Source organism: Alkalicoccobacillus murimartini (assembly GCF_030813245.1).
GTDB lineage: Bacteria > Bacillota > Bacilli > Bacillales > Bacillaceae_D > Alkalicoccobacillus > Alkalicoccobacillus murimartini.
The window spans coordinates 170,961-197,440 of record NZ_JAUSUA010000003.1; the positions used below are offsets into that span (position 1 = coordinate 170,961).

24 protein-coding genes and 1 riboswitch are annotated in these 26,480 nt (G+C 39.6%); of the genes, 15 read left to right on the forward strand and 9 right to left on the reverse strand.

From position 1 onward, the window contains the following. Window positions 1-221: 221 nt before the first annotated feature. The 3 genes from J2S05_RS11705 to ileS all read left to right on the forward strand — a co-directional run bounded on the left by J2S05_RS11705 (window position 222) and on the right by ileS (window position 4,772). Window positions 222-887: a DsbA family protein gene (locus tag J2S05_RS11705; protein WP_306982995.1), complete on the forward strand. Its 666-nt coding sequence runs from the start codon at window positions 222-224 to the stop codon at window positions 885-887. A gap of 4 nt (window positions 888-891) precedes the next feature. Then, complete coding sequence (locus J2S05_RS11710; protein WP_306982996.1) at window positions 892-1,311, forward strand: disulfide oxidoreductase; 420 nt, start codon at window positions 892-894, stop codon at window positions 1,309-1,311. A 377-nt stretch (window positions 1,312-1,688) separates the two neighbouring features. Then, window positions 1,689-4,772 (forward strand): isoleucine--tRNA ligase, encoded by a 3,084-nt coding sequence (gene ileS / locus J2S05_RS11715; RefSeq protein ID WP_370873641.1) that lies wholly within the window; start codon window positions 1,689-1,691, stop codon window positions 4,770-4,772. 710 nt (window positions 4,773-5,482) lie between these two features. On the opposite strand, the gene J2S05_RS11720 is transcribed toward ileS, so the two are convergent. The 3 genes from J2S05_RS11720 to J2S05_RS11730 form a co-directional block, all read right to left on the reverse strand. Continuing rightward, window positions 5,483-6,586 carry a 5-methyltetrahydropteroyltriglutamate--homocysteine S-methyltransferase gene (locus tag J2S05_RS11720; RefSeq protein ID WP_306982998.1) on the reverse strand — a complete coding sequence of 368 codons (1,104 nt, stop codon included), beginning with the start codon at window positions 6,584-6,586 and terminating at the stop codon, window positions 5,483-5,485. Between the two features lie 89 nt (window positions 6,587-6,675). Further along, window positions 6,676-6,778, reverse strand: a riboswitch (SAM riboswitch). 74 nt (window positions 6,779-6,852) lie between these two features. Next, window positions 6,853-7,557, reverse strand: a complete 705-nt coding sequence (locus J2S05_RS11725) for a nucleotidyltransferase domain-containing protein (protein ID WP_306983000.1) — start codon at window positions 7,555-7,557, stop codon at window positions 6,853-6,855. A 451-nt stretch (window positions 7,558-8,008) separates the two neighbouring features. Continuing rightward, entirely contained in the window at window positions 8,009-9,169 is a 1,161-nt protein-coding gene (locus J2S05_RS11730) for a Gfo/Idh/MocA family protein (protein WP_306983003.1), read from the reverse strand. 281 nt (window positions 9,170-9,450) lie between these two features. On the opposite strand from J2S05_RS11730, the gene J2S05_RS11735 reads away from it, so the two are divergent. From J2S05_RS11735 to J2S05_RS11765, 7 genes are all read left to right on the forward strand, one after another. Beyond that, a complete protein-coding gene (locus J2S05_RS11735) occupies window positions 9,451-10,104 on the forward strand; it encodes a class D sortase (RefSeq protein WP_306983006.1) in 654 nt (217 codons plus the stop codon). Window positions 10,105-10,244: 140 nt separating this feature from the next. Then, window positions 10,245-11,654 (forward strand): hypothetical protein, encoded by a 1,410-nt coding sequence (locus tag J2S05_RS11740; protein ID WP_306983007.1) that lies wholly within the window; start codon window positions 10,245-10,247, stop codon window positions 11,652-11,654. A gap of 143 nt (window positions 11,655-11,797) precedes the next feature. Next, a complete protein-coding gene (locus J2S05_RS11745) occupies window positions 11,798-12,049 on the forward strand; it encodes a hypothetical protein (RefSeq protein ID WP_306983009.1) in 252 nt (83 codons plus the stop codon). 271 nt (window positions 12,050-12,320) lie between these two features. Continuing rightward, window positions 12,321-13,226, forward strand: coding sequence for a DoxX-like family protein (locus tag J2S05_RS11750; protein ID WP_306983011.1), 906 nt, complete (start codon window positions 12,321-12,323; stop codon window positions 13,224-13,226). A gap of 3 nt (window positions 13,227-13,229) precedes the next feature. Then, complete coding sequence (locus tag J2S05_RS11755) at window positions 13,230-13,841, forward strand: DUF4166 domain-containing protein (protein WP_306983013.1); 612 nt, start codon at window positions 13,230-13,232, stop codon at window positions 13,839-13,841. Between the two features lie 17 nt (window positions 13,842-13,858). Beyond that, window positions 13,859-14,335 carry an SRPBCC family protein gene (locus J2S05_RS11760; protein ID WP_306983014.1) on the forward strand — a complete coding sequence of 159 codons (477 nt, stop codon included), beginning with the start codon at window positions 13,859-13,861 and terminating at the stop codon, window positions 14,333-14,335. 176 nt (window positions 14,336-14,511) lie between these two features. Further along, on the forward strand, window positions 14,512-15,297 hold the full coding sequence (locus J2S05_RS11765) for a glucose 1-dehydrogenase (protein WP_306983016.1): 786 nt from the start codon (window positions 14,512-14,514) through the stop codon (window positions 15,295-15,297). A 167-nt stretch (window positions 15,298-15,464) separates the two neighbouring features. Here the strand turns inward: J2S05_RS11765 and J2S05_RS11770 are convergent, their stop codons facing one another. Beyond that, the gene (locus tag J2S05_RS11770; protein WP_306983018.1) at window positions 15,465-16,220 is read right to left on the reverse strand and encodes an SDR family NAD(P)-dependent oxidoreductase; all 756 of its coding nucleotides are present in this window, start codon (window positions 16,218-16,220) and stop codon (window positions 15,465-15,467) included. A gap of 94 nt (window positions 16,221-16,314) precedes the next feature. On the opposite strand from J2S05_RS11770, the gene J2S05_RS11775 reads away from it, so the two are divergent. Continuing rightward, window positions 16,315-16,767, forward strand: a complete 453-nt coding sequence (locus J2S05_RS11775; protein WP_306983020.1) for a GNAT family N-acetyltransferase — start codon at window positions 16,315-16,317, stop codon at window positions 16,765-16,767. A 13-nt stretch (window positions 16,768-16,780) separates the two neighbouring features. Here the strand turns inward: J2S05_RS11775 and J2S05_RS11780 are convergent, their stop codons facing one another. Both J2S05_RS11780 and J2S05_RS11785 read right to left on the reverse strand, forming a co-directional pair. Then, window positions 16,781-16,978, reverse strand: a complete 198-nt coding sequence (locus J2S05_RS11780; protein WP_306983022.1) for a hypothetical protein — start codon at window positions 16,976-16,978, stop codon at window positions 16,781-16,783. Between the two features lie 466 nt (window positions 16,979-17,444). Beyond that, window positions 17,445-17,603, reverse strand: a complete 159-nt coding sequence (locus tag J2S05_RS11785; protein ID WP_306983024.1) for a DUF4021 domain-containing protein — start codon at window positions 17,601-17,603, stop codon at window positions 17,445-17,447. Between the two features lie 263 nt (window positions 17,604-17,866). Here J2S05_RS11785 and J2S05_RS11790 point away from each other — a divergent pair, with 263 nt between their 5' ends. Beyond that, window positions 17,867-18,532 carry a YIP1 family protein gene (locus tag J2S05_RS11790; RefSeq protein ID WP_306983026.1) on the forward strand — a complete coding sequence of 222 codons (666 nt, stop codon included), beginning with the start codon at window positions 17,867-17,869 and terminating at the stop codon, window positions 18,530-18,532. 47 nt (window positions 18,533-18,579) lie between these two features. Here J2S05_RS11790 and J2S05_RS11795 read toward each other — a convergent pair whose 3' ends face one another. Continuing rightward, complete coding sequence (locus J2S05_RS11795) at window positions 18,580-19,845, reverse strand: ABC transporter substrate-binding protein (RefSeq protein ID WP_306983028.1); 1,266 nt, start codon at window positions 19,843-19,845, stop codon at window positions 18,580-18,582. A gap of 150 nt (window positions 19,846-19,995) precedes the next feature. Then, window positions 19,996-20,904, reverse strand: coding sequence for a DMT family transporter (locus J2S05_RS11800; protein ID WP_306983030.1), 909 nt, complete (start codon window positions 20,902-20,904; stop codon window positions 19,996-19,998). Window positions 20,905-21,007: 103 nt separating this feature from the next. Here J2S05_RS11800 and J2S05_RS11805 point away from each other — a divergent pair, with 103 nt between their 5' ends. The 3 genes from J2S05_RS11805 to J2S05_RS11815 all read left to right on the forward strand — a co-directional run bounded on the left by J2S05_RS11805 (window position 21,008) and on the right by J2S05_RS11815 (window position 24,934). Next, window positions 21,008-22,771 carry an ABC transporter substrate-binding protein gene (locus J2S05_RS11805; RefSeq protein WP_306983032.1) on the forward strand — a complete coding sequence of 588 codons (1,764 nt, stop codon included), beginning with the start codon at window positions 21,008-21,010 and terminating at the stop codon, window positions 22,769-22,771. 63 nt (window positions 22,772-22,834) lie between these two features. Next, a complete protein-coding gene (locus J2S05_RS11810; protein ID WP_306983034.1) occupies window positions 22,835-23,554 on the forward strand; it encodes a YqcI/YcgG family protein in 720 nt (239 codons plus the stop codon). Window positions 23,555-23,701: 147 nt separating this feature from the next. Further along, on the forward strand, window positions 23,702-24,934 hold the full coding sequence (locus tag J2S05_RS11815) for an MFS transporter (RefSeq protein WP_306983472.1): 1,233 nt from the start codon (window positions 23,702-23,704) through the stop codon (window positions 24,932-24,934). A gap of 333 nt (window positions 24,935-25,267) precedes the next feature. On the opposite strand, the gene J2S05_RS11820 is transcribed toward J2S05_RS11815, so the two are convergent. Then, window positions 25,268-26,431: a mandelate racemase/muconate lactonizing enzyme family protein gene (locus J2S05_RS11820; protein WP_306983035.1), complete on the reverse strand. Its 1,164-nt coding sequence runs from the start codon at window positions 26,429-26,431 to the stop codon at window positions 25,268-25,270. Window positions 26,432-26,480 lie beyond the last annotated feature (49 nt).

A 26,480-nucleotide genomic window follows, 5' to 3' on the forward strand; every position in this document is an offset into this window, starting at 1 on the left:
TGTTACTAAGCTGAAATTGATTCTGATAAGAGACTGACCTCTTTACCAAGATAGTAGGAGTTTTACAAAGGAAGATGCTTACATTACTAAGACCGTTTCCGTGTAGAATCATAAACGTCCTCTGATTGTCATGAATCCGACCAGAGGTTCATTAAACTAGTCATGTATCCTTGTTATACTAATTAAAGCGATTGTAGTAGAGAGAGAGGAGTAATGAAGAAATGAAACGGATCGTTTTGATTTCTGTAGCCGTGTTTATTTTGGCTGTTGGTGGTTTTTTAGTTGTCGAATCTATTTCTACTCCTGAAGTGAATGGAGTGGAGTATAGTGAGGCACCAGATATGGAAGGCCAGCCAATTAAGGGAGAAGCGGATGCCCAAATTACTATTACTGAATTCGGGGATTACAAATGTCCCTCGTGTAAAGCATGGGATGAGGAAATCCTTCCGAAACTAGATAAAGAGTTTATCCAAACGGGTCAAGTGAACCTTGTTTATGTTAATACATTATTTCATGGACAAGAGTCGGGTCTTGCTGCACTAGCTAGTGAATCCGTGTGGGCCAACCATCCAGAGTCTTTTTGGGCGTTCCATAGTGGGATTTATAGGGAGCAGCCAGATATACAAAGTCACGATGACCCGTGGGTGACGCCTGAGACACTAATCGATGTCGCACACTCGCTCGATTCAGAGATTGACCTAGAGAATTTGGCTATCGACATGATTGAGCAAACGTATGTGGATTATGTACAAAGAGATATGGCTTTAGTGGAAAAATATGAAGTGAGTCAAACGCCAACCATAATGGTGGATAATCTAAAATTAGAGGACCCTTTTAACTATGAACAACTCAAAAAGGCGATCGAACAGAAGTTAGAAGAGAGGTAACAGAATGGCATCTATTAAACGGTCAAACTTCTTTCTTTATGTTTCTTGGGTCACAGCGATGATTGCCACATTTGGTAGTTTATATTTTAGTGAAGTCAGAGGATTTGAACCATGTGATATGTGTTGGTATCAACGTATTTTAATGTATCCACTTGCACTTATTTTAGGAGTGGCTGCATATCATAGTGATGTAAAGATCAAAAAATACGCCCTGCCTCTGTCCATCATTGGAGTGGGTACTTCGCTCTATCATTATTCTTTGCAAAAGTTTCCATCCCTTGCGACTGCTTCTCCATGTTCGGAGGGTGTACCTTGTAACATGCAATATATCAACTGGTTTGGATTTGTAACCATCCCATTTCTAGCTTTGGTGGCCTTTAGTTTTATTTCTGTTTTTCTTATGTTGGCGAGAAAAGGAGAGTAACCAATCTCGCCTTCTCCCCTAAACTTGACTTAAGGGGTAGCGTCCATTACTATTAACTGTAAATTCATATTGAATTCTATGACGAGAAAGAGTAGTTATGGTGATCTTATCTACAGAGAGTTGACGAACCGGTGCAAGTCAACGATAAGAGCGTAACGAAAATCCTCTCCGAGAAGCAAAGCTGAACTGCATTTAAGCTTTGACGGTTTTCTGCCGATACCCAGGACGCGTATGATAGTACGTAGTGAATGAACAAACATAAAACCACTACTAGGTTTTTTTATTTTGTTTATAAGGGCTTATATGCTTATATATATGAACTCGATCCTGCGTCTATGGGGTCGAGTTTTTTTATTATAAAAGAAGAGGTGAGGTATTTGAAGGAAACAGTAGCAGAAAGAGAAGCGAGAATTCGTGATTATTGGAATCAAGAAAATACGTTCCAACAATCCATTGATAATCGAGAAGGAAAAGAAACCTTTGTTTTCTATGAAGGACCGCCTACAGCAAACGGAATGCCACATGCAGGGCATGCATTGGGTAGAACGATGAAGGATTTTGTGGCCAGATACAAAACGATGTCAGGCTATCAAGTATTTAGAAAAGCAGGCTGGGATACGCACGGGTTGCCTGTAGAGTTAGAGGTCGAGAAGCAGCTAAATATTAGAGGCAAAGATCAAATTGAAGAGTACGGGATCGAGAATTTCATCCAAAAGTGTAAGGAGAGTGTGTTTGCTTACGAAAAAGAGTGGAAGCAATTTACGTATGCATTAGGTTACTGGGTAGATATGGACCAACCATATGTAACACTTAAAAATGATTACATTGAATCGGTCTGGAACATTCTCTCGAGTATTCATGATAAAGGATACTTATATAAAGGACATCGTGTGGTACCTTACTGTCCACATTGTGAGACGTCACTTAGTTCTCATGAAGTAGCTCAAGGATATAAGGACGTTACGGATCTTTCAGCTACTGCTAAATTCCGAGTAAAAGGTAGAGAGAATGAATTCTTATTAGGTTGGACTACAACTCCTTGGACTCTTCCTGGTAACGTTGCGATTGCTGTAAATCCGGAACTTAGCTATGTACGGGTGAGTCAAAATAATGAAGTATATATTCTAGCAGAATCACTTGTTTCAACTGTGATAAAAGGTGAATATGACATTTTAGACACGGTAAAAGGACATGATCTTGTCGGTCTAAAATATGAAGCACCATTCCATTATGTCTCTTTAACGAAAGGTCATGAGGTGCTAGCAGCTGATTTTGTTACAGATACAAGTGGAACAGGCCTTGTTCATATCAACCCAGCACATGGAGAGGATGACTACGCATTAATTAACGAGTCCCAATTAGATTATGTGAATCTTGTTGATTCGAAGGGCCGTTATAAAGAAGAAGTGACACCACTTGCGGGTAGATTTGTGAAGGAATGTGATGTTGAGATCGTGAAGATGCTGTCGAAGCAGAATCTCTTATTCGATAAGCAAAAATATGAGCATAGCTATCCTCATTGCTGGAGATGTGACAGTCCGCTTTTATATTACGCGATGGAAGGATGGTTCATTCGGACAACGGCTGTGAAGGAAAAAATGCAGGCGAATAATCAACAGGTGGAGTGGTTCCCTTCTCATATGAAAGAGGGAAGGTTCGGTAACTTTTTGGAAGGCATGGTTGATTGGAATATTGGACGTAATCGATATTGGGGTACCCCTCTAAATGTCTGGATTTGCAGAGAGTGTGAAGCAGAAAAGTCGCCTCGTTCGATTGAAGAATTAAGAGATCTATCGGTTGAGGATCTTCAGGATAACATTGAACTTCATAAGCCATACGTGGATCATATCCATCTTAATTGTTCTTGCGGAGGCACCATGGATCGTACGAGTGAGGTTATCGATGTATGGTTCGACAGTGGGGCGATGCCATTTGCACAATATCATCATCCATTTGAAAATGAAGAGATGTTTAAGAAACAATTCCCTGCCGATGTTGTGATTGAAGGAGTAGATCAGACAAGAGGTTGGTTTTATAGCTTGTTAGCTGTATCAACTCTATATACAGGTGAAGCACCATACAAACGTGTTCTATCATTAGGACATATTCTAGATGAAAATGGTCAGAAGATGTCTAAAAGTAAAGGGAATGCGCTGAATCCAGTTGAACTCATTCATGAATTTGGTGCCGACTCTCTTAGATGGGCGCTACTAGCCGACAGTGCACCATGGAATAATAAGCGATTCTCTAAGAAAACGGTTAGTCACGCAAAATCAAAGGTGATAGACACACTTGTAAATGTTCATTCCTTTTACACGATGTATGCGAGTATTGATCAATTTGATCCGACAAAGCATGCTGGGGGTGTCCAAACAACACTTGATAAATGGATTTTATCGAGGTTACATTCAGTGGTAAAAGAAGTGACCCAGAGCTTAGACGCATACGATATGACGAAAGGTGCAAGAACGATTGCTGTATTCTTAGATGAGCTTAGTAATTGGTATGTAAGACGCTCTAGACAGCGTTTCTGGAGTAGCGGGATGACCGATGATAAAAAAGCAGCCTTTCACACATTGTTTGAAGTATTAAAGAAGGTGTCACAGCTCATCGCACCGTTTGCGCCATTTATCTCTGAAGATATCTACCTTACATTAACGAATGAAAGTGTACATGTATCAGACTATCCTCAAGCAGATGAATCACTAATTAATTTGTCACTAGAACGGGATATGGATGCCGTTGTACAAATTGTAGAGCAAACACGATCCATCCGGAATGCAACAAGTATCAAAACGAAGCAGCCATTAGCTAGGTTAATGGTATCACCAATAGAAGCAATGGATCTCTCGTATTTACAGACGTATGTCTCCATCATCAAAGAAGAGACAAATGTAAAAGAAATTGAGTTCAAGCGAGATTCAGAGGATTCACTAGAAGTCGAGCTCAAATTAAACTTCTCAGTAGCTGGACCTAAATTAGGAAAAGCCGTAGGAGAAGTGAAAACAATCGTCTCAGCTTTAGATGAGACCCAAAAGAATAAACTATTAAAGGAAAATGAACTGCAAGTCACACTTCAGTCGGGAGAAGAGGTACGCCTAACAAAAGAAGACTTCTTAATGGAGAAGAAGCCAGCCAAAGGGTTTGAACTATCCGAAGGGCAAACGTTTCTAACGATGCTCGATACACGAGTCACTACCGAGCTAAAAGAAGAAGGGCTAGTCAGAGAAGTGATTCGAGCTGTGCAAACCTATAGAAAAGAATTAAATCTACCAGTGGACTTGAGGATTGATTTATACATCAAGGTTGATGCAGAATTTCAAGAAGTATTAATCAAATTTGATCACCTGCTGCAAAAAAATCTGATCTTACAATCTATCCAATTTGAAAGTCAGCCGGACATGAAAGCTGTTGATGTTGAAGGAATCGGCGTCTTATTATCTATTGAATTCGACCAATGATAACGATGTAATGAATATTGATGTGACCCCAAAAGATAACGTGAAAACGTAGCTTTTGGGGTTTTTTTGGAACGATTTTAGGCATCGTCTTAATCCATGCTTTCATTTATTGGCGTGTCGCCAGGGCGGCTCTTGGTGAATCCCAGTTCGTCTTGATTTGGTTTCGTTTCCTCTTGAATAGGTTCCAAACGATCAATAAGGTTGATAGGATCGGATGTTTTTTTCCTTATAATTCTATTGAAGTGGATCAAATTTGCTTGGTGTTCTTGCTAAAGCCAGTGGACCTCTAGATGATATCAGAGTAGCACTTGATAAACCTCTTCGGCTCTGGGTAAAACTCTTTACGTCTTGAATTCATGAGCATCGGTCTTGATAACGTCCCCTGGCGCTTGGTGAATCCTGGATCGTCTTGATTTCAAGCGTATCCCTCTTGGCAATGCTCTTGGCCTCTGGATAAAATCTAGTTCCATCTTTACTTAACAATCATTCTACTTGGTAAATGTTCTGGCCCAATTTTTTCGAGAAAAACGTTCATTTTATTACTTAGATTCATTATAAACGAGCTTGAACAGCAGCTGAGTTTTGTTAATGGCTTCACCTCTGAGTACATGACATGTCGATCCGGCTTGGTAAGTCGTTAGAAGAAGGGGAGTAAGAACATGAAAAAAGCCGGAGAAAAATTATATGATTTTTACCCGGCCTTTCTTCTATTATCCCCAAAGCTCCTTAGAAATCTCCACGATATACTTCAGTTTCTCCCACTGCTCTTCCTCTGTAAGGATATTTCCGTGGTGTGTGGAAGCAAAGCCACATTGAGGGCTAAGGCAAAGCTGCTCGGCAGGCACATATTGCGTGGCCTCATCGAAGCGGGCTTTGATCGTTTCTTTATCTTCCAGCTCACCATGTTTAGATGTGAAAAGACCGAGTACCACTTGCGGTCCGCCATTTGGAATGTGCTGTAATGGTTCGAAATCGCCTGAGCGATCATCATCATATTCTAAGAAAAACCCATCTACTTTTTCCTTTGCGAATAAAGTAGGAGCTATTTTTGCGTAGCTTCCTTCAAATGCCCATTTTGAGCGGTAGTTTCCTCGGCAAAGGTGAGTAGTGATAACTAAATCTTCTGGTTTATCTTCTAATACGCCATTTATTACACGTAAGGCTAATTCTATTAACTCCTCACGCGAATGCCCACTATCGTTAAATGGAATCTCGGGTGCATTGAGTCCAGCAATATAGACATCGTCTAATTGAAGGTAGCGGCAGCCTGCATCATAAAAGGCTTGAATGGTTTCGCGATAGATTTGAATGACATCTTTCGTAAATTCCTCAATGTCTGGATAGACCTCAAGATTACGGATACCTGCATTAAACAATTGATTGGGGCTTGGGATCGTTTGTTTAGCCACTGCTCGATCTCCCACAATCTCATTGAACTGGATAAACTCTTTTATTTGAGGGTGATCTGAATTAAATGAAATCTTTCCAGTCACTCGGACATCATACGCTTCAGTATCTTCACCTTTAAATTTAAAACCATGCTCAGGAATATAGCCTTCCACACCTGTTAGATGCTCAAGGAAATCAGTATGCCAGAACCTGCGGCGGAATTCACCATCTGTCACTGCTTGAAGACCTACTTCAATTTGCTTATCGACTACTCTAGTTATTTCAGTTGTTTCAATGTCGTATAACTCTTGTGCGGTAATCGTTCCCTCTTTAAAGTCTTTTCTCGCCTTATGAATGCTCTCTGGGCGTAATAGACTTCCTACGTGGTCTGCTCTAAATGGTGCTTTTCCTTTTGCGATTGTCATGATGTTCTCTCCTCTTTTTTTCAATTCTCCTATCAAAAAACCCCTCTTCCATAAGAAGAGGGGTTGATAATCTGCACGATAACCTGCTCTTCTTATCTTTGTAGTATCACAACTACAGGAATTGGCACAGTTCTTAAAAAGTCTGTTGCCGAGGTTTCAAAGGGCCAGTCCCTCCACCTCTCTGGATAAGAAAAAAGAATCTATTTAGTTAATAGATTCACTATAATGTTTTATATCGGAACTTGTCAATGATATCATTTTTTCTTTTATTTTTTCCCCAATGAAAATCCATCAAATAAAAATCCTCCGAGCGGCTTGTAAATATCAGTCACAAAGGCGATGAACGGTTCTTTATTTTGATGTTGATAGTATCCTCGTAAAGCATGGAAAAATGTTTGAGCTAACTCATGATCAAAAGCATATAATGCTCTGGATAATCCTTTTCCTCTGCCTGACCATTGATTATTTAGCCTCAAAATAAAATCAGGTAGTTGTAAAGACAGTTGGTTTAACGTGATAACTGCTTCATCATGATGTTTGGAATCAATAAAATCATCTAATAAATCTCCGATAAAGTATCTCGAAGCTTTAATATAGTCTTCTGTTAAGGGGGCGGGACCCTCTTGTACATGCTTAACGGCCCTTTCGGCTATGGCTTTATATGAAGCATGGTCTTTGAGAAGTAGCCCTTCTATCAACATATTTCCTAAAATTGGTCTACCAATCTCTTTCTCTTCCTCAAACTCTTTTCTGTACGAGATTGAATGATGAACAAATGCCTCGATTTTCCACCCTTCATAAACAAAACTTTCTCTATAGTGATCAGAATGCTCGTCAAAAATGACAATATCCAAATCAGAGGTTGGCGTTTCTTCACCACGAGCTGTACTCCCCGCAAGGACGGCAAAGCTACAGTTTGGAAAGTGATGAGTGATAAATTCGCTGGCTACCTCAAAGGCTGGTTTAGTCATTGGATGTCTCCTATCATTTGGAATGTTATTTCCTCTTTTTGTATATCGTAACAGAAATCTTACGTCGTTAAAGTGTATCTAATAGAAAATATCGTTTTATTGGGTATATCGCATTCAATCTACCTGTTTCAATGGGTACATGAGACCCTTACTAAGAGTCATTGTTCGTTCACCAAGCTGGATAGATATTTACCCAGAGATAGAGGTCGTTTTCAAGAACGACTAATGTAATATCAAGAAAGATCCTAATTTACTAAGAGGAGGAGGGGATTACTAAGAGGGACTAATGCTTTACCAATACGGATAATTTTTTATCAAGAGCTGTAAAGCGTAACCAACAAAAATGCTTACTTTAGCAAGCCACCCAAATCTGACTTCTAGCACCCAATGAATCAAAAAAACGGATCAGGGATTACCCCCATTCCGTCTTAACTACTGTGTTAGTAACGTCTTACTTCCCATACTCTCCACCTGTCGTAATACTATCTGTTTCAAAGTCATCTACCTGAAAGGTTTTTTCGTTAAAGTATATAGTATGGTTCAAGATACTTTCTTTTGAATAGAAGCGATCACCAGATTTGAGAGGTAAAGATACGGTTTTCTTTTCACTTGCTGATTTATAGATGGCAGTGATAAGCTCCAATGTTTGTCTTCCTTGTTTGCCATCAACAAGAACGGTTGTGCCGTCTTTGATAGCGTGTAGAACATTATGAATCTGACCCACATGTGCTTCGTATTCTTGAGGAGGCAGGCTATGATAGTAGCTCTCGATGGTTTGTTCTGTCTTTGTATCCTTGTTGGGAAATCCATTAGCTGAAGAGGTTGAAGCATGGATTTTCCATGGTACGGAGATACGTGCTTTTTCACCCTGAAATATTAACTGTTGTTCCTCTCCATGATGCACAACCGAGCTTGTAACTTGAGCGATGGAGCCATCCTCATATTTTAGAATAGCTACAGAGAGGTCCTCAACCTCAGCGTTAGGGTGAGCTGTATTACTCATAATAGCTGTTACTTCTGTAGGCATTCCATTCATCCATTGCAGGATATCAATGTGATGAACAGCATGGTTCAAGGTACAACCTCCACCTTCTTTTTCCCATGTTCCCCGCCACCAAAGATCATAATAACAATTCCCTCTCCACCAAAACGAGTCGACTTGACTATGCAGGACATGGCCAATTAGCTTTTGATCGAGTACTTTTTTTACTTTCATCATAGGTGTGAAAAAACGATTTTGGGCAATGACGGAGACGATTTTGTTATGTTCTTCGGCTGTTTTATTGATAAGGTCACATTCTTCTAGAGAGGCAGCCATTGGTTTTTCAATGATGACGTGTTTTCCAGATTTCAAAAGTTCTACTGCAATATGGGCGTGAGTGGATGGGGGCGTGCAAATGGATACAAGTTCTATGGTGGGGTCACTACATACCTCTTCAAACTGTTTAAAAATAGGCACCTTTTTTAACCCATAACTTTGAGCTTTTTCTCGTGCTTTGGTTAAATCTATGTCACAAAGTGTAGTGACTTCACAAAGATCATCAAAGACTTTGTAAGCTTCAATATGTGCAGGACTTATGGCTCCGATTCCAATAATGGCAACATTGATCATAGTAGCTCCCCCCTTTTTTTAAAAGCGTTTTCATTAATGAGATGATACGCCGCAAAGAAAATGAAGTCAACGGAAATACAGCCTCTGTCAGCACAAAGCCAGTGACGTATAAATAAAGATGTAATCAAGACAATGACAGTACATTGAAGTGAATGATAAAAATTTGACTACACTATATTCAGTTCTCGCTTTAGAAAAACGTCGGAACGTTCTATAATGGCTATATATCCTATTTCATTTGTAGCTTTGGAAAGACATTTTCTGAGATGTGAGGTGAATGCATGAAAGTATTGTACAGTGCATTAATTTTAGTTGGTCTCACTATGACGGTTTATTTTGGTTATCAGTGGGTGAGTGGTACACAGGCAGCTGAGGATATAAGCCAAGATGAATTGCAAGCATTCGCATCGAACATACCAGAAGAAAAAGATGAAGAAGAGGTTTCCATGGATGAGGACGTAGTAGACGCTGACCCCGAAGGTATGTCTCAGCCTGTTATGAGTGATGAGCTGGATTTATTTACGGTAGGTGCGGAAATGTCGAGGCTCATTATCCCAGAAATCGAAAAAACATATAAAACATATTGGGGAACAGACGATGCCACTTTAAAGCAAGGTGTTGGTATGTATGTTAGTAAATGGACAACCACACCTGATGAAAATCGTCACACGGTATTAAGTGGACATCGTGATACAGTTTTTTCTGAATTAGATGCTGTAGAGCGCGGTGATTTGCTTTATTTGGAATATGAAGGAAATCGGTATCAATACGAGGTAGATGATATCTGGATTACGGACGCGGAGGATCGGACGGTTATTGTTGATAAAGATGAGGCGACGTTAACCTTAACTACGTGCTATCCATTTGATTTTTTTGGTAGTGCTCCAGACCGCTATATTATTCAGTCCAAGCTCGTTGACGTTACCACATTGTAAACGGAATCCTAAGGGATTTCGTTTTTTTTGATTAATTTCCCAATAACAAGATTAGAAAAAGCAGGAAAGGGTATCTAATACTTTGTAAATAAAGTAAATAAATGATGCGTCGTGAAAACGCAAAAAAAGGAGAGACTGATATGAAAAAGTTTTTGGTAGGGTTTTTGGCAGTGAGCTTTTTAGTGGCTTGCAGCAGTGAAGATACCGGCGGTAATGAAGCAGAAGGAGAAGAACCAGCTGAAGAAGAACAAGAACCTGAAGAGGTTACAGCAGAATCTGTTCTTCAAAATGCGGAAGAAGCTCACAATGAGTTAACTACGGTAGAAGTGGCCGTTAAGGAAAGCAATCGTTTTGGAACAAATATAGAGGGTACTGTAGCTTATAATTTTACTGATAACATTACTTATTTTCAAAGTGAACGTGGAGATGAACAGTATTATAAAGATGCTGAAGATGTAATGTTAATTCGCGATTATTCACCATACACAACTAATGAGGAACAATTTCAAGAGAGATATATAGAGAATAAAACAAATGAACACAAAAATCCGTTTGCTTTCTACAAAGAATTTGATGAGGACTTTTTCGATAAGTTTGAACTAAGTGAACGAGAAGATATTTATGTGCTTACTTATATAGGTGATCAAGAAGGTCAAGATTTAATTGCCATGGGTTATGGCGACCCCTTTATTTCTTACGATGTTCGTTCGGGTGGGAACGAACTGGAAGACGTGGACACAGCTGATGTAACGGTAGAATCTTTACGGTTACATTTTGATATTGATAAAGAGACGTACCTTGTAAAAGGGTATGAGCTTAGATCTAACTTTGATGTCATGGTTAATAATTATAATCAGTCTTATGAAGCGGATAACTCCTACATCTACACAGGTGCAAATGAAGAATTTACAGCAGAAAAGCCCGACAATGATGAAATGGCAATTGGAAATTTAACGTACGATGAACAGCAACAATATGAGAAAGAGGCCTTTGATTATGTAGATGCTGTGATTCAAGCAAATATCTATCAAAATGTTGATGAGTATGTAGACCGAGCTCCAATTGGTTCTGAAGAAGAAAAAAGAGAAGAGGGAGAAAAAGAGCAGGAATCTTTCCTCATGGACTTTGCAATGGGTATGGGTATTGGTTTGGGAGCAGATGAGCTAGGGATCAGTGAAGATAAAATTATTGAAATTTCAGAAGCGATGATGAATGGTTATGCTCAATCAGAGTATATGATTGTAGATTCAAGTGCAATTGCTGAGGATACGTTTAATGTAACAATCAGTGTTCAAGGAATTAATCAGGCAGAAATCGAACGAGAGTTGGATTTGTTACTGACAGAGAAATTAGTGAATGGTGATATAACGGAAGAATCTTCAGGCGATGACATTGCAGATTTAGTCATTGATTCGTTGGACACATTGTTTAGCGAAAGTACAAATCTAAACGAAGCAAGAGATGTCACCGTTGAAGTGAACCGTGCAGGTGGTGGGTATATCATCCTAGATGAACTGCAATATTTAAATGGTTTCGTTAGTCCATATTAAATAAAAAAGGAAGAAAACAGCTTGCATGGCAGGCTGTTTTTTTATGATATTGCACTTCACATTAATTTCCAGTAAGATGGAGTGAATGAGAGGTTGAAACCTTTTTTTACCTTTAACGTACTTTGATAAAGGAGGTCATGAACATGAAGAAACTATTTATTTTTATGGGTAGCTTTTTGGTCCTGTATATTCTAGTTGAATGGGTTTCAGGATTTGTTTTGACGGCAATGTATACTCCATCTATTATCCAAGGTGTGCAAACTGGAGGGTCGACTGTCACTCAATTTGGTATGAGCAATGGGTCTATTATCTTGCCCCTACTCTCGGCTGTAGGCGCTTATGCTATAGCAAACAAATTAGGTAACAATATTCGTTTTTCTAAAGTCGCTTCTTAATGAATTTGAACTGGAGGAATGAATTAGTATGGAGTACATGAATATCATGATTTTGTTAGGGTCTGGTCTTGCTATTCTTGCTCTGGTATCTGCCATTATTGGTTTTGTACTATTTAAAAATAAATAAGCTGAAAACTGCCTGGCGATCGTGCTTGGCAGTTTTTATTTCATTAAATATTAAATGAACGATAACTCCCTTGAAAATAACTTGACTACTTGCATACAGGGCTGAAATTAGGGTACTGAGTTAGTAAGATTGTAGGTGTGGAGCATGAAACAGAAGTCTATCTATATTGAATTGCCGATCTATGCACCTCTAGAAGATGTCTGGAGAGCTACTCAAGATCCAAAGCTGCATCAGGCATGGGATCTAAGGTTTTCATCTATTACTTATCTACCTAGAATTGAAGGGCACCCACAATCTTTTTTGTACAAAACAAATATAGGTTTTGGGCTTAGTATCGCTGGATGGGGTGAAAGTATTGGATCTTTTCATTCAGAAGATGGCTCTAAGACTTCTTCCTTACGTTTTGGTACCGACCAAAAACGATCACTCATTCGAGAAGGTAGGGGCTACTGGAAGTATGACCAACAGGGAGAGGGCACTGTATTTTTGACGCAGTATGATTACGATGTTCGGTATGGTTCTGTTGGACGAGCAATAGATCGGGTATTCTTTCGTCCGATGATAGGTTGGGCTACAGCATTAAGCTTTGATGTATTGAAGAGGTCACTTGAAAAGGGTGAAGCACCGAAATCACAGTATTTTCGTTTTTTTAGTAGTGCGCTTATGTCTTTATTTTTTTGTTTTGTTTGGTTTTATCATGGCCTTATTCCAAAGTTAATTTTCCAGCATCCAGAAGAAGTATTTATGATAAAACGTGCTTTAGGTCTAAATGAAGAGTTAGCACGTAATGTTGTTCAACTAATTGGAGTAGGCGAATTATGTATTGCGGCAATCTGGTTGTTTTATCGAAAGAGAAGACATTTATATCTGATTCAATTAATTATGTTTCCGTTATTAACACTTTCATCGATTGTACTCATTCCAGAATTAATTTCTGCGCCGTTTAATCCAATAACTTTCAATGGGGCGCTTTTTATATTATCAATCATTGGGTACTATTGTTCAAAAGACCTTCCTACAGCTAGAAGCTGTAAGCGTCAAAGGAGTTGAATGATGTCATTATCATTATATAAGCAAATGCTCGGGGTGGATTTTGAGAAGTTACATCCTAAGCTTCAGGATCGCTATTCTTTTTCAGATAACAATGAATTTCTTGCTGATGGAGTCATGAGTGAGATTCAAAGCGGGAAAAAATGGCTGTATCCTCTCTTGTTATTAGGGACAAGACGGAAGTTTCTATTTCCCGAGAGTGGAAAGAACGTCCCTTTTGAAATAGTGAATCGATCTATTATTCGATCAGACGGTAAGGAAGAAGTGCAGTGGGAGCGATTATTTCACTTTCCAAATGCTACAAGACGTTTCCACGCACGAATGACAGCTGATATCGAACGAGGTGTAGTAAAAGACTATTTAGGTGAGCCTAGCTTATTTTATTCTGACCTCATTTTTAATGTAACAGAACAAGGTAGTTTAACCATCCGTTCGGCCGCTCAACGCATTGTTGTAGGAGCGAAGGAAATCCCACTACCAGGATTTTTGCAGGGTATGGTTTTTGTAGAAGAAGCGTTCGATGATTTTAATGAGGAATTTACAATCAATGTTATGATTCGTAACCCTGTGGTTGGGCGCTTGATGTACTATGATGGAGTATTTAAAAAGAATTAAAACGAAGGAGTGTGCGGATGTCTACTCAATCAGAAATCAAATTAACAATGAACCGTCATTTTAAGGCATCGCCAGAGAGTGTTTTTCAAACCTGGCTTAACTCTGATCTCTTCAAAAATTGGTTATTCACTTTAGCTGAAACAAACAAAGTTGCTGTGAATGAACCCATTGAAGGGGGAACTTGGGAGATTGTTGACCATAGGGATGGAGTAGATTATAGGGCAATTGGTAAGTATCTAGAGGTCAGTCCTCCCACGCGTCTAGTCTTCACATTTAAAATGCCTCAATTCAGTGAAGCAGAGGATGTCATTTCTGTAGAATTTGAATCTGAGAATGAAGGGTGCAAGATGACATTTATCCAAATGATTACGGTTCCTCATGAAGATGATTGGAATCATGAAGATATTGAGAAGGCAGTGAAAGAACATTATGATGGATCTGAGCATGGGTGGAATTTAATGTTTAAAGGATTACAACAAATAGTTGAGAAATAAGCCAGAGTTTTCGGTGCGTGAGACGTATCGAAAATTTTTTTGTTCAAAATCTCAATAATGAGAATAAAGTAACCGTTATAAAAGAAGAATGAATAAGAGTAAACAAATTATTTGATTTCATTTGGGTATTTAGTCATAATAAATATGAATCATAAAAAGAAAGAAGATGAAGAAAAATGAGTTCACGTTATGAAGGTAAGGTTGTTATTATTACAGGTGCAGGTTCTGGGTTAGGTCAATCTGCTGCACTAAAAATGGCTAAAGAAGGTGCAAAGCTTTCGTTAGTTGATTTGAATAGCGACTCTCTTGAAGCGACTAAAGCCTTAATTCTTGAAGTGACTCCACAAGCTGATGTTCTTTTAGTAACAGCTGATGTGTCAGATGAAGAGGCAGTAAAGAATTATGTTGATGGCACGGTAAAAACATTTGGTCGTATTGATGCGTTCTACAATAATGCTGGGATTGAAGGAAAGCAAGCTCCTTTAGCTGAGTATGATAGCAAAGTCTTTAATAAAGTAACAGATATAAATATTAACGGTGTATTCTATGGTATGAAGTATGTATTACCGATTATGAAAGAACAAGGCTCTGGTTCAGTATTGAATGTAGCCTCTGTTGGTGGAATTCGTGCCATTATAAATCAAGCAGCCTATGTTGCAAGTAAGCATGCAGTAACTGGTTTAACTAAATCAGCAGCTGTAGATTATGGACAATATGGCATTAGTGTCAATGCTATTGCGCCAGGTGTTATTCTAACGGCGATGGTAGAAGGCTCGTTCAAACAAATCGGTGGGGACAACTGGGAGCAAGCAATGGCTGACTTTGTCAGTGTGAACCCTAAGAAACGTTTTGGTAAGCCAGAAGAAGTAGCAAATGTCGTTGCCTTCCTACTTTCAGGAGAAGCAGAATTTGTGAATGGACAAGTCATTGCTATTGATGGCGGACAGTCTTCTAATTACTAAGTAAAAAAGTGATACCACGTAAAAACAATCCACCTCAATATTGAGGTGGATTGTTTTTTGTTTTAGACTCAAGCGGATATAAAATTGTTAGGAAATGTTATTCGTTAGAATGGGATTAACACATCTTGATTACGTTTTAGGATCAAGAAGTAAAGTGGACAACCATCTTATTTTATTTTAAAGCTCAAGAAACCATCATCAACAGGAATAGTCTGCCCATTCACGGCACTCGCTTCATCACTAAATAAAAAGGTTACGACACTGGCTACTTTTTCTGGCTTGATAAGTTCACCACGCATATGCTGTTCGGCAAGTGCGGCTTTCACCTCAGGTGCATCTCCAAGAATGGGGGTGTCAATAAATCCTGGTGCCACTCCCACGACTCGAATCCCATGTTCAGCTAGTTCAAGAGCAGCTGACTTTGACATCATCACAACGGCAGCTTTAGCGGCATTGTAATTAAAACTACCTGTTGCTGCAATGGATCCATAGATAGAAGCTGTATTCACGATTGTACCTTGGACACCCAGTTCAACCATTTTCTTGGCTCCATAATAAATGCCATAATAGACACTATGTTGATCGACATCAATTACTTTATGATAGGACTCAGGGTCCATTTCAAGCAGTGGCTTGACCAAGCCAATACCGGCATTGTTAAACAGGCCATTAAATGTTCCGAATGTATCAGCAGTCCAATCAATGAGGGTCTTCACATCATCTCCGTTGGATACGTCAATTTTGTAAGCTGCGGCTTTTCCAGAAATGCTTTCAACTTCTTCAAGCACGTGTTTCGCTGCTTCTTCGTTAAAGTCGGCAATAATTACAGTGGCACCTTTTCCTGATAATTGAAGAACCGTTTCTTTTCCAATCCCACTTGCTCCACCTTTCACAATAATGACCTTACCAGTTAAATCGGACATAACTCATCTCCTAAATATACGTATTTCTTCCCATCTAGGTATGTCCTATAATAAAAAATATATGCTTAACTTACTTTGAAAAGGATGGATAACCATGCTTATTAGGGAGCTTAAACAAAACGAGGAGATTCCATGGACATTGCTTTTGGCTGCAGATCCGTCGAGAGAATTGGTCAAAAAATACGTAGCTCAAGGAGACAGCTTTGTCGCTGAACGAGATGGAGAGATAGTAGGAGTGATTGTCTTACTTCCCATCACTCCAATGAAGCAAGAAATAATGAACATCGCTGTGGCGGAAGACGTTCAAGGTCAAGGGATAGGAAAACGACTCATTGAATATGTGTTAAAAGCAGCAGTGAAAAAGAATCTTCAAGTGGTTGAAGTAGGCACAGGTAATTCAAGCATGGCAGCCCTCAGTTTCTATCAAAAATGCGGCTTTCGTATGGATCGGATCGATCATAATTATTTTGTGCGAAACTATGATGAGAAAATTGAAGAGAATGGAATTTGGTGTAGGGATATGGTCAGGTTAGTGTATGAGGTGTAGGGTTTAAAACATCTTATCTTTTTTTTCCGAACTTCATAATTAACACAGAGAGAAGTCCAAAGAAAAGCCCTAGAGTGACGGACCGTTCTATAACCTGATCGAATTCTGTCATAAGTGGGTACTTATTCAGGACATTTCTTATGAATTTGACCGTGAAATTAGCGATAAATGAAAGAAGTAGACAACCAACAAAGAGAGTAACATATTTCAATGAAATCACTCCTTTAGATAAATAATAGGATGGTAACATTAATTTTCACATGTCTAACGGAAGCGAACAAGTCCAAATTCGCCTACAAGAGACTGAAACAACTCGTGTAAGATGAAATAACGAATAAATAAAGGTGAAGATGAACAATATGGCTGAATTATAATCGTCTGCCTAACACTAAACAAGCGGACGAAAATGGATGGCCGACACCTGCGGGATAAAAAGGTATATTGAACGAACCGGGCATGCCCGGTTCCTGGTTCGTTCAATGCCTGCCCGCGGTAAGCGTGCCCCATTTTCGGGAGCGATAACGGAGAACCCATATTCGGCTATTCTCTGAACCCTTTTTGTTTAGAATCTCTGTTAACTATATTTATATAAAAAGGCCTAACAATGCTGTGTCTAACGACGTCATTGTTAGGCCTTTATTCTGGTTATAAGTCGTCTGTCTCAGACACTTTTCTAATTACTTCTTATGTTGCTTATCCTCATACTCTGTTTCTGGCATCCCGTAATCCCCGTTCATTTCTTGTTCATCTTGATCAAGACCTATGGAGTCCGTTCTATCTGAACGTTGGTCGTATTTCTCTTGTTCTTCATTGCGTTCCTTTTTGTACTCTTTCATATTTATCACCACCTGAGTATAGGATAAACAGAGTAGAGCTTGATTATGTAATAAAGTAAGGTTTAATTTGAGAAAGGAGGGTATATATGGGATAGATATGGAGCGCTAAAATGGAAGAGTTACTGAGTTTTTGGCTGTATATATTTTAACGTGGAAGACTTTGTTATTATTTGTTATACTTGAAGTTATTGTCATTGGTCCGATATGGATTATGATAAATTGATTTTATCACACGGTTTTTTATTTAGAAGGAGGAGAAATGTATGGAGAATGAGCAACATAATCAAGAAAAGTTAAATCCCTGGCTACATATCTGGTTTAAGCCGCGGGCGGTTATTAGACAAGAACTGGATAAACCTAATCGAGAAAAGAATTTTATACTTATTGCAATTATTATTGGGATCCTATCAATTTTTACTGGATATACAACAGAAGGTACTGAAGTTAATATTGGTTTTATAGCTCTTATTGCTATATTAGTAGGACCTCCATTTGGTCTGATCATTCTGTACTTTAGTTCTTGGTTAACATCTGTAGTAGGTAGGTGGCTTGGTGGAACAGGTAAAGCGGCTGATCTTAGAGTTTCAACCGTTCGAGGGTCTTTAGTGACCTCGATTGCTACTATACTGCTAAGCTTTGTTGATATGTTAATGCGGGGTGAAGATTATTTCAAAGCTATATCATTGCAAGGTGAACCTGGGGAAATAAATGCCTCTGAAATTGCAGCTTCATCTACTAATCCTATTCTGACCTTATTAATGATTATTGTTATTATTTGGACGATGATTATTAGTCTAAAATCAATTGGAGAGGCACATGGATTTTCTGCATGGAAGGCTCTGCTAACTGGGCTGATAATAGCGGCAATGATTATCATTCCGATAGTTCTGCTTGTTTTCTTGTTTATAGGAATTGCAATGCTAATCTGATATGAAAATAAGACCCTCTACCTAATTCATAGGTAGAGGGTCTTACATTATTCACCAAGCATTTCTCTAGATATGTTCGCAGCTCGTTCTAGTGCTTCTTGAGCTGAAAGATCCCCTAAAAACATCAGTTCATAGATATCGCTTAGTTCTGTTGCAAGTCCTGGAGCTGTATTTTCATACTTAGCCACTCGGCCTACCTCTCTGGCATCAACAAGGTATTGAATATGTTCGGGTTCTTGTTGATCAAGGACTACGTCATCTATGCCTTCAACGGATGGTATAGCATTACCTTGAGCTGTCAGCCTAATTTCCTGTCCTTCTTTAGATGTGTAATAGGATTGGAATAACTTAGCTTCTTCGGGATGATCACTATTTGCATTTACCGCTAAGTAACCCATACCAACACCTGCTGTTTCTATCGGGTTCTCCGTGTTACTTGGCCATGGAATGTAGTCAAAGTCTAGGTCTGTATCTAAAAACATAGGAGTGAGCCATCTGCCTGCTCCAACCAATCCTACTTGATTAGACATAAACATGGCTTCCGTTCCTTGCCCTTCAGGTAAAGTCCCTGCAAAAACAAAATTATCGTCACGGACCATCCGTGTAATGAACTCATACGCCTCAAGAGTTTTTGGATCATTATCCGCTACGATCGAATCATCGTCAGCAAATAAACCGCCATTAGTCCATATCCAATTAAGAATGGATTCATGGGAATTCTCTTGGACAAATCCGTATTTACCGGCGTCGCGTAATAGATCTGTGATTTCTTCAACAGCATCCCAATTCCATTCGCCTCGATCGAAGTATTCTTGAGGAGATGTTGCCCCAACTTCATCCAACAACGTTTTATTGTAATAGAAGAGGTATGGGTTAGTATCCACGGGCAATGCATAGACTACATCATCTTGAATAGCGGGGCCCCAAATGTCACCGGTAGTGAATTCCTCTAGTTTTACATAGGATTCGTCAGACTCTAGAAAGTCTGAAATAGGTGCAATCGTTTCGTTCTGGATTAATGTAGACACATCACCTGCGGATAAATAGAATAAGTCGGGTGCCTGACCGCCCTGTAATCTAGTTGAAAGTGTTTGAAAATAATCGCCGCCTATTCCATTGAACTCAACATGAATGTCATCATGCTGTTCATTAAATGAATCAACAGCCCTTTCGTATACCTTCATTTCCTCTGGATTTCCCCATGCTGAAAAAGTCAGCTGTACGGCTTTGTCGTCTCCTGAACTGGATGAGCTACAAGCCCCCAAAGCTGATAGTAAACTAATAGCCAATACGAAACGAATTCCTTTTCTCATAAAGAAGTTCCCCCTAATTAACTATTTTAAAGCGCTTTCATTTAGATCCTGAGCAGTCGTTACTCATTTAAGTATAAAGAGTTTCTAGGCGACTACTCTTCTATTTTTATAACTATCTTCTGAGCAAGCATTCTAAAATCGTCACCGAAATCATGATGTTGTCTTTCTAGATATGATCGGTTTAAGCTGCACATAAGCGACGGCTATCGCGATACATAGTATGCCAATCACTTGTAAAGGACTTAGGTTGCGTCCAAGTAGAAGGACATCTAAAAAGGCGATTTCTACTAGCATGAGGTTATTGATCAGGCTACTTTCAAAAGCTTTAAGATGTTTCTGAGTCCAAGTCCATAGATAAAACGCAAGACCGCCATTGATCACTCCTAGCCAAAGTAAAATGAAGAGCAGTTTCATGTTAAAAGGTGGTATTCCTTCTACAGATAAACCGATGATGAGAAGACTCAATGCACCAATGAACATCGGCCGTATAACCAAATCCTCCGTACGAACGTGTTTTTGATGAATGAAGTGGCGGTTTATCGTTAGGTTTAGCGCATAGCCAATTGAAGAAAGGAGAACGAGTCCAATTCCAATTACATTAGTCTCACCGAAATCCCACGGGAAAAAGTAAAGAAGCACACCAGTCGCTAATCCGATAAAAGCGAGCAGGGACGTTTTGTTTTGACTTTCTCTCATCCAAATGAAGTCAACGAGCAAAACCATACATGTGTTACCTATACTTAATAGTAAAGAGGTTTGCGTAGGGTTCATAAAGAATTGTCCTGAATATTGCAATCCTTGTGCCATCGTAAATCCTGTGAGCCCGATAAGAATGAGAGTTCCCCAGGGAAGACGAGAGTGACGGGGAGATTCACTGGCTTTAAACATTCTCATGCCTTTGATAAAGACTGCGAGGAACGTAGCTGCGATCATGTAACGCATCCCTGCGAGTGTAAGGGGCTTGATCTCTTGATCAAAAGCCCATTCATTTAAAATGTAGGAGCTCGACCAAAGTAAAGTTACGATAATGCCAGCTAAAAAAGCGATCCATCTATTCATGATCCATCCACCTCTCTTTACATTTAGTATAGATTGTAAAAGGTGAATAAAAAGAGTAGTCTAACGATATATAAATTTCACCTTTTATACATGGAGGGTATACATGAACCACTGGGATCATTACAAGGTACTTAGTGAGCAGTTTGAGCACATCAATGATGGAGAACGAATTCCGGTATCGGTGAAAGAATTAGAAGAAATCTTATTTTGTACAAGAAGAAATGTCATTCTAATCTTAAAAAAGTTGAGTAGTCTTGAATGGATTGAATGGCAACCGGGTATTGGACGATCAAAGCAGTCTTATCTTATTATGCATAAAGACATGCAGGAGCTTTTGTTAGAGAGAATACAATGGCTTCTTGAACAAGGAAAAATAAAAGAAGCCCTCACTATACTTGAAGAGTTGGATTTGACGAGTGAATGGAGGAATAAGGTCTTAGGTTGGCTGCAGGAAAAACAAGGGTATCGACAGGAACTAAATAACGGAAGGAAGCAGGACGTCCTGCAATTTCCGTACTTTAGAAGAATGACTAGCTTTGACCCTATAAAAGCCATCCGGCAGACAGAACTTCACATGATCGAGCAAATATATGATGGTCTGTTGAAAAGAGATTGTGACAGTGGAGAAGCGGTTCCGCATATTGCTCATCATTGGCAGGTCAATCAAGGTATGACAGAATGGACCTTTTATTTGCGTAAGCATGTCCTATTTCACAATGGTCAGGAATTAACTTCTGATGACGTAAGGTTCACCTTGGAAAGATTAAAGAAAGCAGATAATTGGATGTATCGAGGGTTACGATCTGTAAACTGTATTGATGAATATACGATCGTTCTTACTTTCCATACACCATGTCCTCTTTTGCCACGTTATTTGGCCTATCCAAGTTCAGTAATCTTGCCAGCTTCTACGGAGGATCTTGTACGTCATCCTATTGGTACGGGGCCATATCGCCTTGTTTGCGATAGCCAAGACCTTGTGGAACTTCGTGCATTTGATTCTTATTTTAATGGGAGGCCATTGCTCGATATCATTCGGATGTGGATTTTGCCTACCTATTATGCAGGTGAGATGCAGCGGAGAGCAGATATTCAATTTTTCCCGTTTCTTCTAGATGAGAATAGGGAAGTGAGTGAATGGAACGAAATTTCCAAAGTGGATCTAGAACGCAAGGTATTAGTGTGTAATAGCAAGAAAGAGGGGGTTTTGCGAGATAGTCCTGTTAGAAAGGCGATTGCTCAGTTTATTGATTCAGAGAAGCTCATCCAGGAGTTGGGCCAGAATCGATACCAACCCTGCACAACTCTTTATGCAAAATCTAGACACAAGGTGGAGCTTAGTCGGTCGTCAACAGTGGAAGGTGAAACAACTCTTACGCTTTATACGAATGAAGAGTCGTTGAATGTACGTGATGCAGAGTGGCTTGCAGAATATCTTCGATTAGATGTACATGTTGAAGTAGTTACTGTCCCTATTCATAAGTTGATACAAGAGCATGTTCGGGAGAAAGCAGATCTTATTCTTTTCTCCATGGTGAACACAAGTGATCGTGAGCTTTCATTTCTTCACTTTTTACTAGGTAATGGTGGTGTAGTGGTGAACCTGCTTAAAGAGGAGCTCTCTACTAAAATAAATCAAATGGTGGAAAAAGCTACTACACAGCGTGAACCACGTGACGTACTAGAGCAAATAGAGAAGATGTTAACTGAAACATACTCCGTCATACCCTTATATAAAACCGTGCAGCATGCCTATATTCATCCAATGGCACAGGGCGCAAATCTTGATGATTTTGGATTCCTACAGTATAGAAAATTATGGTTTAAGTCTCCAAGTAAGTCTTATAAAATTGACCCGAATAGATAACCGTTCTTTTTCATATATATGATAAGAATTCTACTTGGACTCTTTGACAAGAGGTGGTGTGATATGACAAATCAAGCGTTATTAACAAAGGTTGAAATGAATGATGCATCGATTGTTCCAGATTGGCTTACTCAAGAATATCGTACCTTTCATGAGATTGTTACAGACAAAACCTTTCCATGTTATTTTGGTATGAAAGCAGAGAATAAAGGGGAACTGAGATATGCGTATCTCTTGCAGGAGGATTGGTCTAATCTTCCGAAAGCGGTAGACCAATTTTTAAAGTTGTTTACAAGCCCTCCCTTTATCCGGCATGGGCTGTTTGTGTTTGTTGAACCTGAAAAGGAAGAGAAAACATTAGAGTATTACCGTGATTACTTTTGGCGTATCCTTCAGTATCTACATGAGAACGATACAGTCCCATGGCCTGAGGAGAGTCCAAAGGATCCGGAGCACTATTTGTGGGATTTCCACTTTGGTGGGGAACCAATCTTTGCGTTTGGCAATGCACCTGCTTATAAGCAGAGAAAAACACGGGATCTGGGCAATAGCCTAATTCTTGGCTTTCAACCGCGTAAAATCTTTCAAGGATTAGAAGGGACAGAAAAAGGAGGAATTATGTCTCGTGAAAAGGTACGAGAGCGTGTAGAGGTTTGGGATCAGCTCCCTACACATCCGGACATTAGTCACTTTGGTGACCCAGATCATAATGAATGGAAGCAATTTTTTATTGGCGATGATAGTAAACCTATTAAAGGGAAGTGTCCTTTTTTTCATAAGTAATGGTCTTGAGTGATTGGCTCAAGATCTTTTTTCTGTATAGAAAGTGTAAATAAATTGTAAGTGAATACTTATCCTAGCTTTGCTACTGTACAATGTGAGGAGGAGGTGTATTCTGTGAGACGATTCAGTAAAGCAGAAAACGGTTGGATGTTATATGATTGGGCCAATTCAGCGTATTCCGTTATTATATCTACAGCAATTTTTCCTCTGTTTTTCAAAGCGGGTGCCGATGCAGCAGGTATTTCAAGTGTGAATTCGACCGCCTATCTAGGATATACCATTGCAATCGCTACCTTCATTCTGGCGATGCTCAGTCCGATCCTTGGAACGATTGCTGATTATGAGGGCTTAAAGAAAAAATTCTTCGCCTTCTTTTTTGTGATTGGTGTGGTTTCAACTGCGATGTTGGCTGTTGTTCCATATGATAGTTGGCTTGCATTATTGATATTATATACGATTACATCTATTGGTTTTGCGGGAGCAAATGTCTTTTATGATGCATTTTTGGTTGATGTAACAACGGAAGAGAAAATGGATGATTTGTCAGCCCGGGGATATGGCTGGGGTTATATCGGGAGTGCAATCCCTTTTCTTGTTTGTATTGTCATCATCGTTTTGTCACAGCTCGAAATCCTGCCATTATCTATGACTGGAGCAAGTCAACTTTCATTTATTATTACGGCTATTTGGTGGGCTGTGTTCACGATTCCGATGCTTCGGCATGTAACCCAAATTCATTTCATTAAGCGTGAGGCAAAACCAATTGTGAAAAGTTTTAAACGCTTAGGTAGAACAATCAAGGACATCCGTCATTACAAACCCCTTGTGCTGTTTTTGCTGGCATACTTTTTTTACATTGACGGTGTGGGCACTATTATTAAAATGTCTACAGCTTATGGAAGTGACCTTGGAATTTCGGCTACTAGTCTATTATTAATCTTATTTTTAACACAGGTGGTTGCAGCTCCTTTCGCTATTCTGTATGGTAGGTTAGCTATACGGTTTACCGGAAAAAAGATGTTATATGTAGGAATTGGTGTGTATATTATCGTTTGTATTTATGCTTATTTCCTAAAAACAGCCGTTGATTTTTGGATCCTGGCGATGCTTGTTGCCACTTCACAGGGGGGAATTCAAGCTCTCAGCCGATCTTACTTTGCTAAGTTGATTCCAAAGGATCGAGCAAATGAGTTCTTTGGCTTCTACAATATATTTGGGAAATTCGCTGCCGTCATGGGGCCATTGCTTTTAGCGGTCACTGCACAAATAACAGGTAGTACAAATATCGGAGTCTTCAGCCTTGTTCTCTTGTTTATCATTGGAGGCGTAATTCTTGCTTTTGTGCCTGAATCGAAGGAAGAGGCAGGGTTGCAAGGATAAAAAAAGGGACCGACCCCAGAATGAAAAATTCTACTCAAACATCTAGAGGGCGGTCCCGACTTTTCGATTATGTTACGTGATCTCGCTAGTTTCTTAGTAAAATAGATTGTATTCTTGATGATTAGAGCTTCCCTCTTGATAAGGTGGTTTGGCTCTTAATGAATGTTCGCCTGTCTTGATGAACTATTATTCGGTCTTGGCATTAGAGCTCGGAGATTGGTTATTCCTCATTCATCTTGATATTCTGTCATAGGATCTTGGTAATGGCTGCTCACACTTGATGTATCCCAGCCAGTCTTGATTAAACGGCAATCCTTCTTAACAACATCCTTATTAATGCAATGTTTTAAGCAATGTGTACAATTTTTCTTTGGCTTCAAATCCTACTCCTGGGATATCGGGTAGGCCAACGTGTCCGTTTTCTACTTTGTAGTTGTCAGCAAATCCACCAAATGGTTGGAAGATGCCTGGGTAGGATTCGTTTCCTCCTAATCCAAGTCCGGCAGCGATGTTGAGAGACATCTGATGACCGCCATGCGGGATGCAGTTTCTTGGCGACCAACCATATTCTTTAAGCATATCTAAGATTCTCATATACTCTGTGAGTCCATAGCTTAAGGCACAGTCAAACTGTAGAAAATCTGTTTCAGGGTTCATGCCACCGTGTCTAATTAAGTTGGTTGCATCTTGAAGGGAGAAGAGATTCTCCCCAGTAGCCATCGCATGAGGGTACACCTCAGATAATTTGGCTTGTAGTTCGTAATCAAGTGGGTCTCCAGCTTCTTCGTACCAATAAAGCTTATAATCCTTCACTGCATCACCAAAGGCTATGGCTTCTTGTAAGTTGAAGCGTCCATTTGCATCTACTAAAAGGTTATCTCCGGAACCAACGACTTTAAGAACCGCTTCGATTCTTTTAATATCTTCTGCGATGGAGTCCCCACCAACCTTCATTTTCACTTTAGTGTAGCCAGAATCAAGATACCCCTTCATCTCATCCTGTAATTCTGTCAGTCCTTTGTCAGGCATGTAGTAGCCCCCAGCTGCGTACACAAATACTTTATCGTCAATGTTCCCATCTCCGTACTGCTCAGCCAGTAGTCTGTACAACGGGACACCCTCGATTTTTGCAACAGCATCCCAAACAGCCATATCAAGTGTTCCGATGGCTACGGTTCGTTCTCCATGTCCGCCTGGTTTTTCGTTTGTCATTAAGACCTTAAAAATCTTCTCTGGATCTAGATTTGTTCCTTCTGCATTAGTGATGTCTGTTGGACTGGCTTCAAGCAATCGAGGAATAAAACGCTCGCGCAATAGACCAGATGGTGCATAACGTCCGTTCGAATTAAATCCATATCCAATGACAGGTTTCCCGTCCCTTATGACATCTGTCTGAATGGCGACAATGGAGGCCGTCATTTTGCTGAAATCAATGAATGAATTACGAATACTGCTACTAATAGGTACGGCTTTCTCTTGAATACTGACAATTTTCATGGTCATCACCTCATCATAAATTTCGTTCATTAATAGATATGCAAAAAGT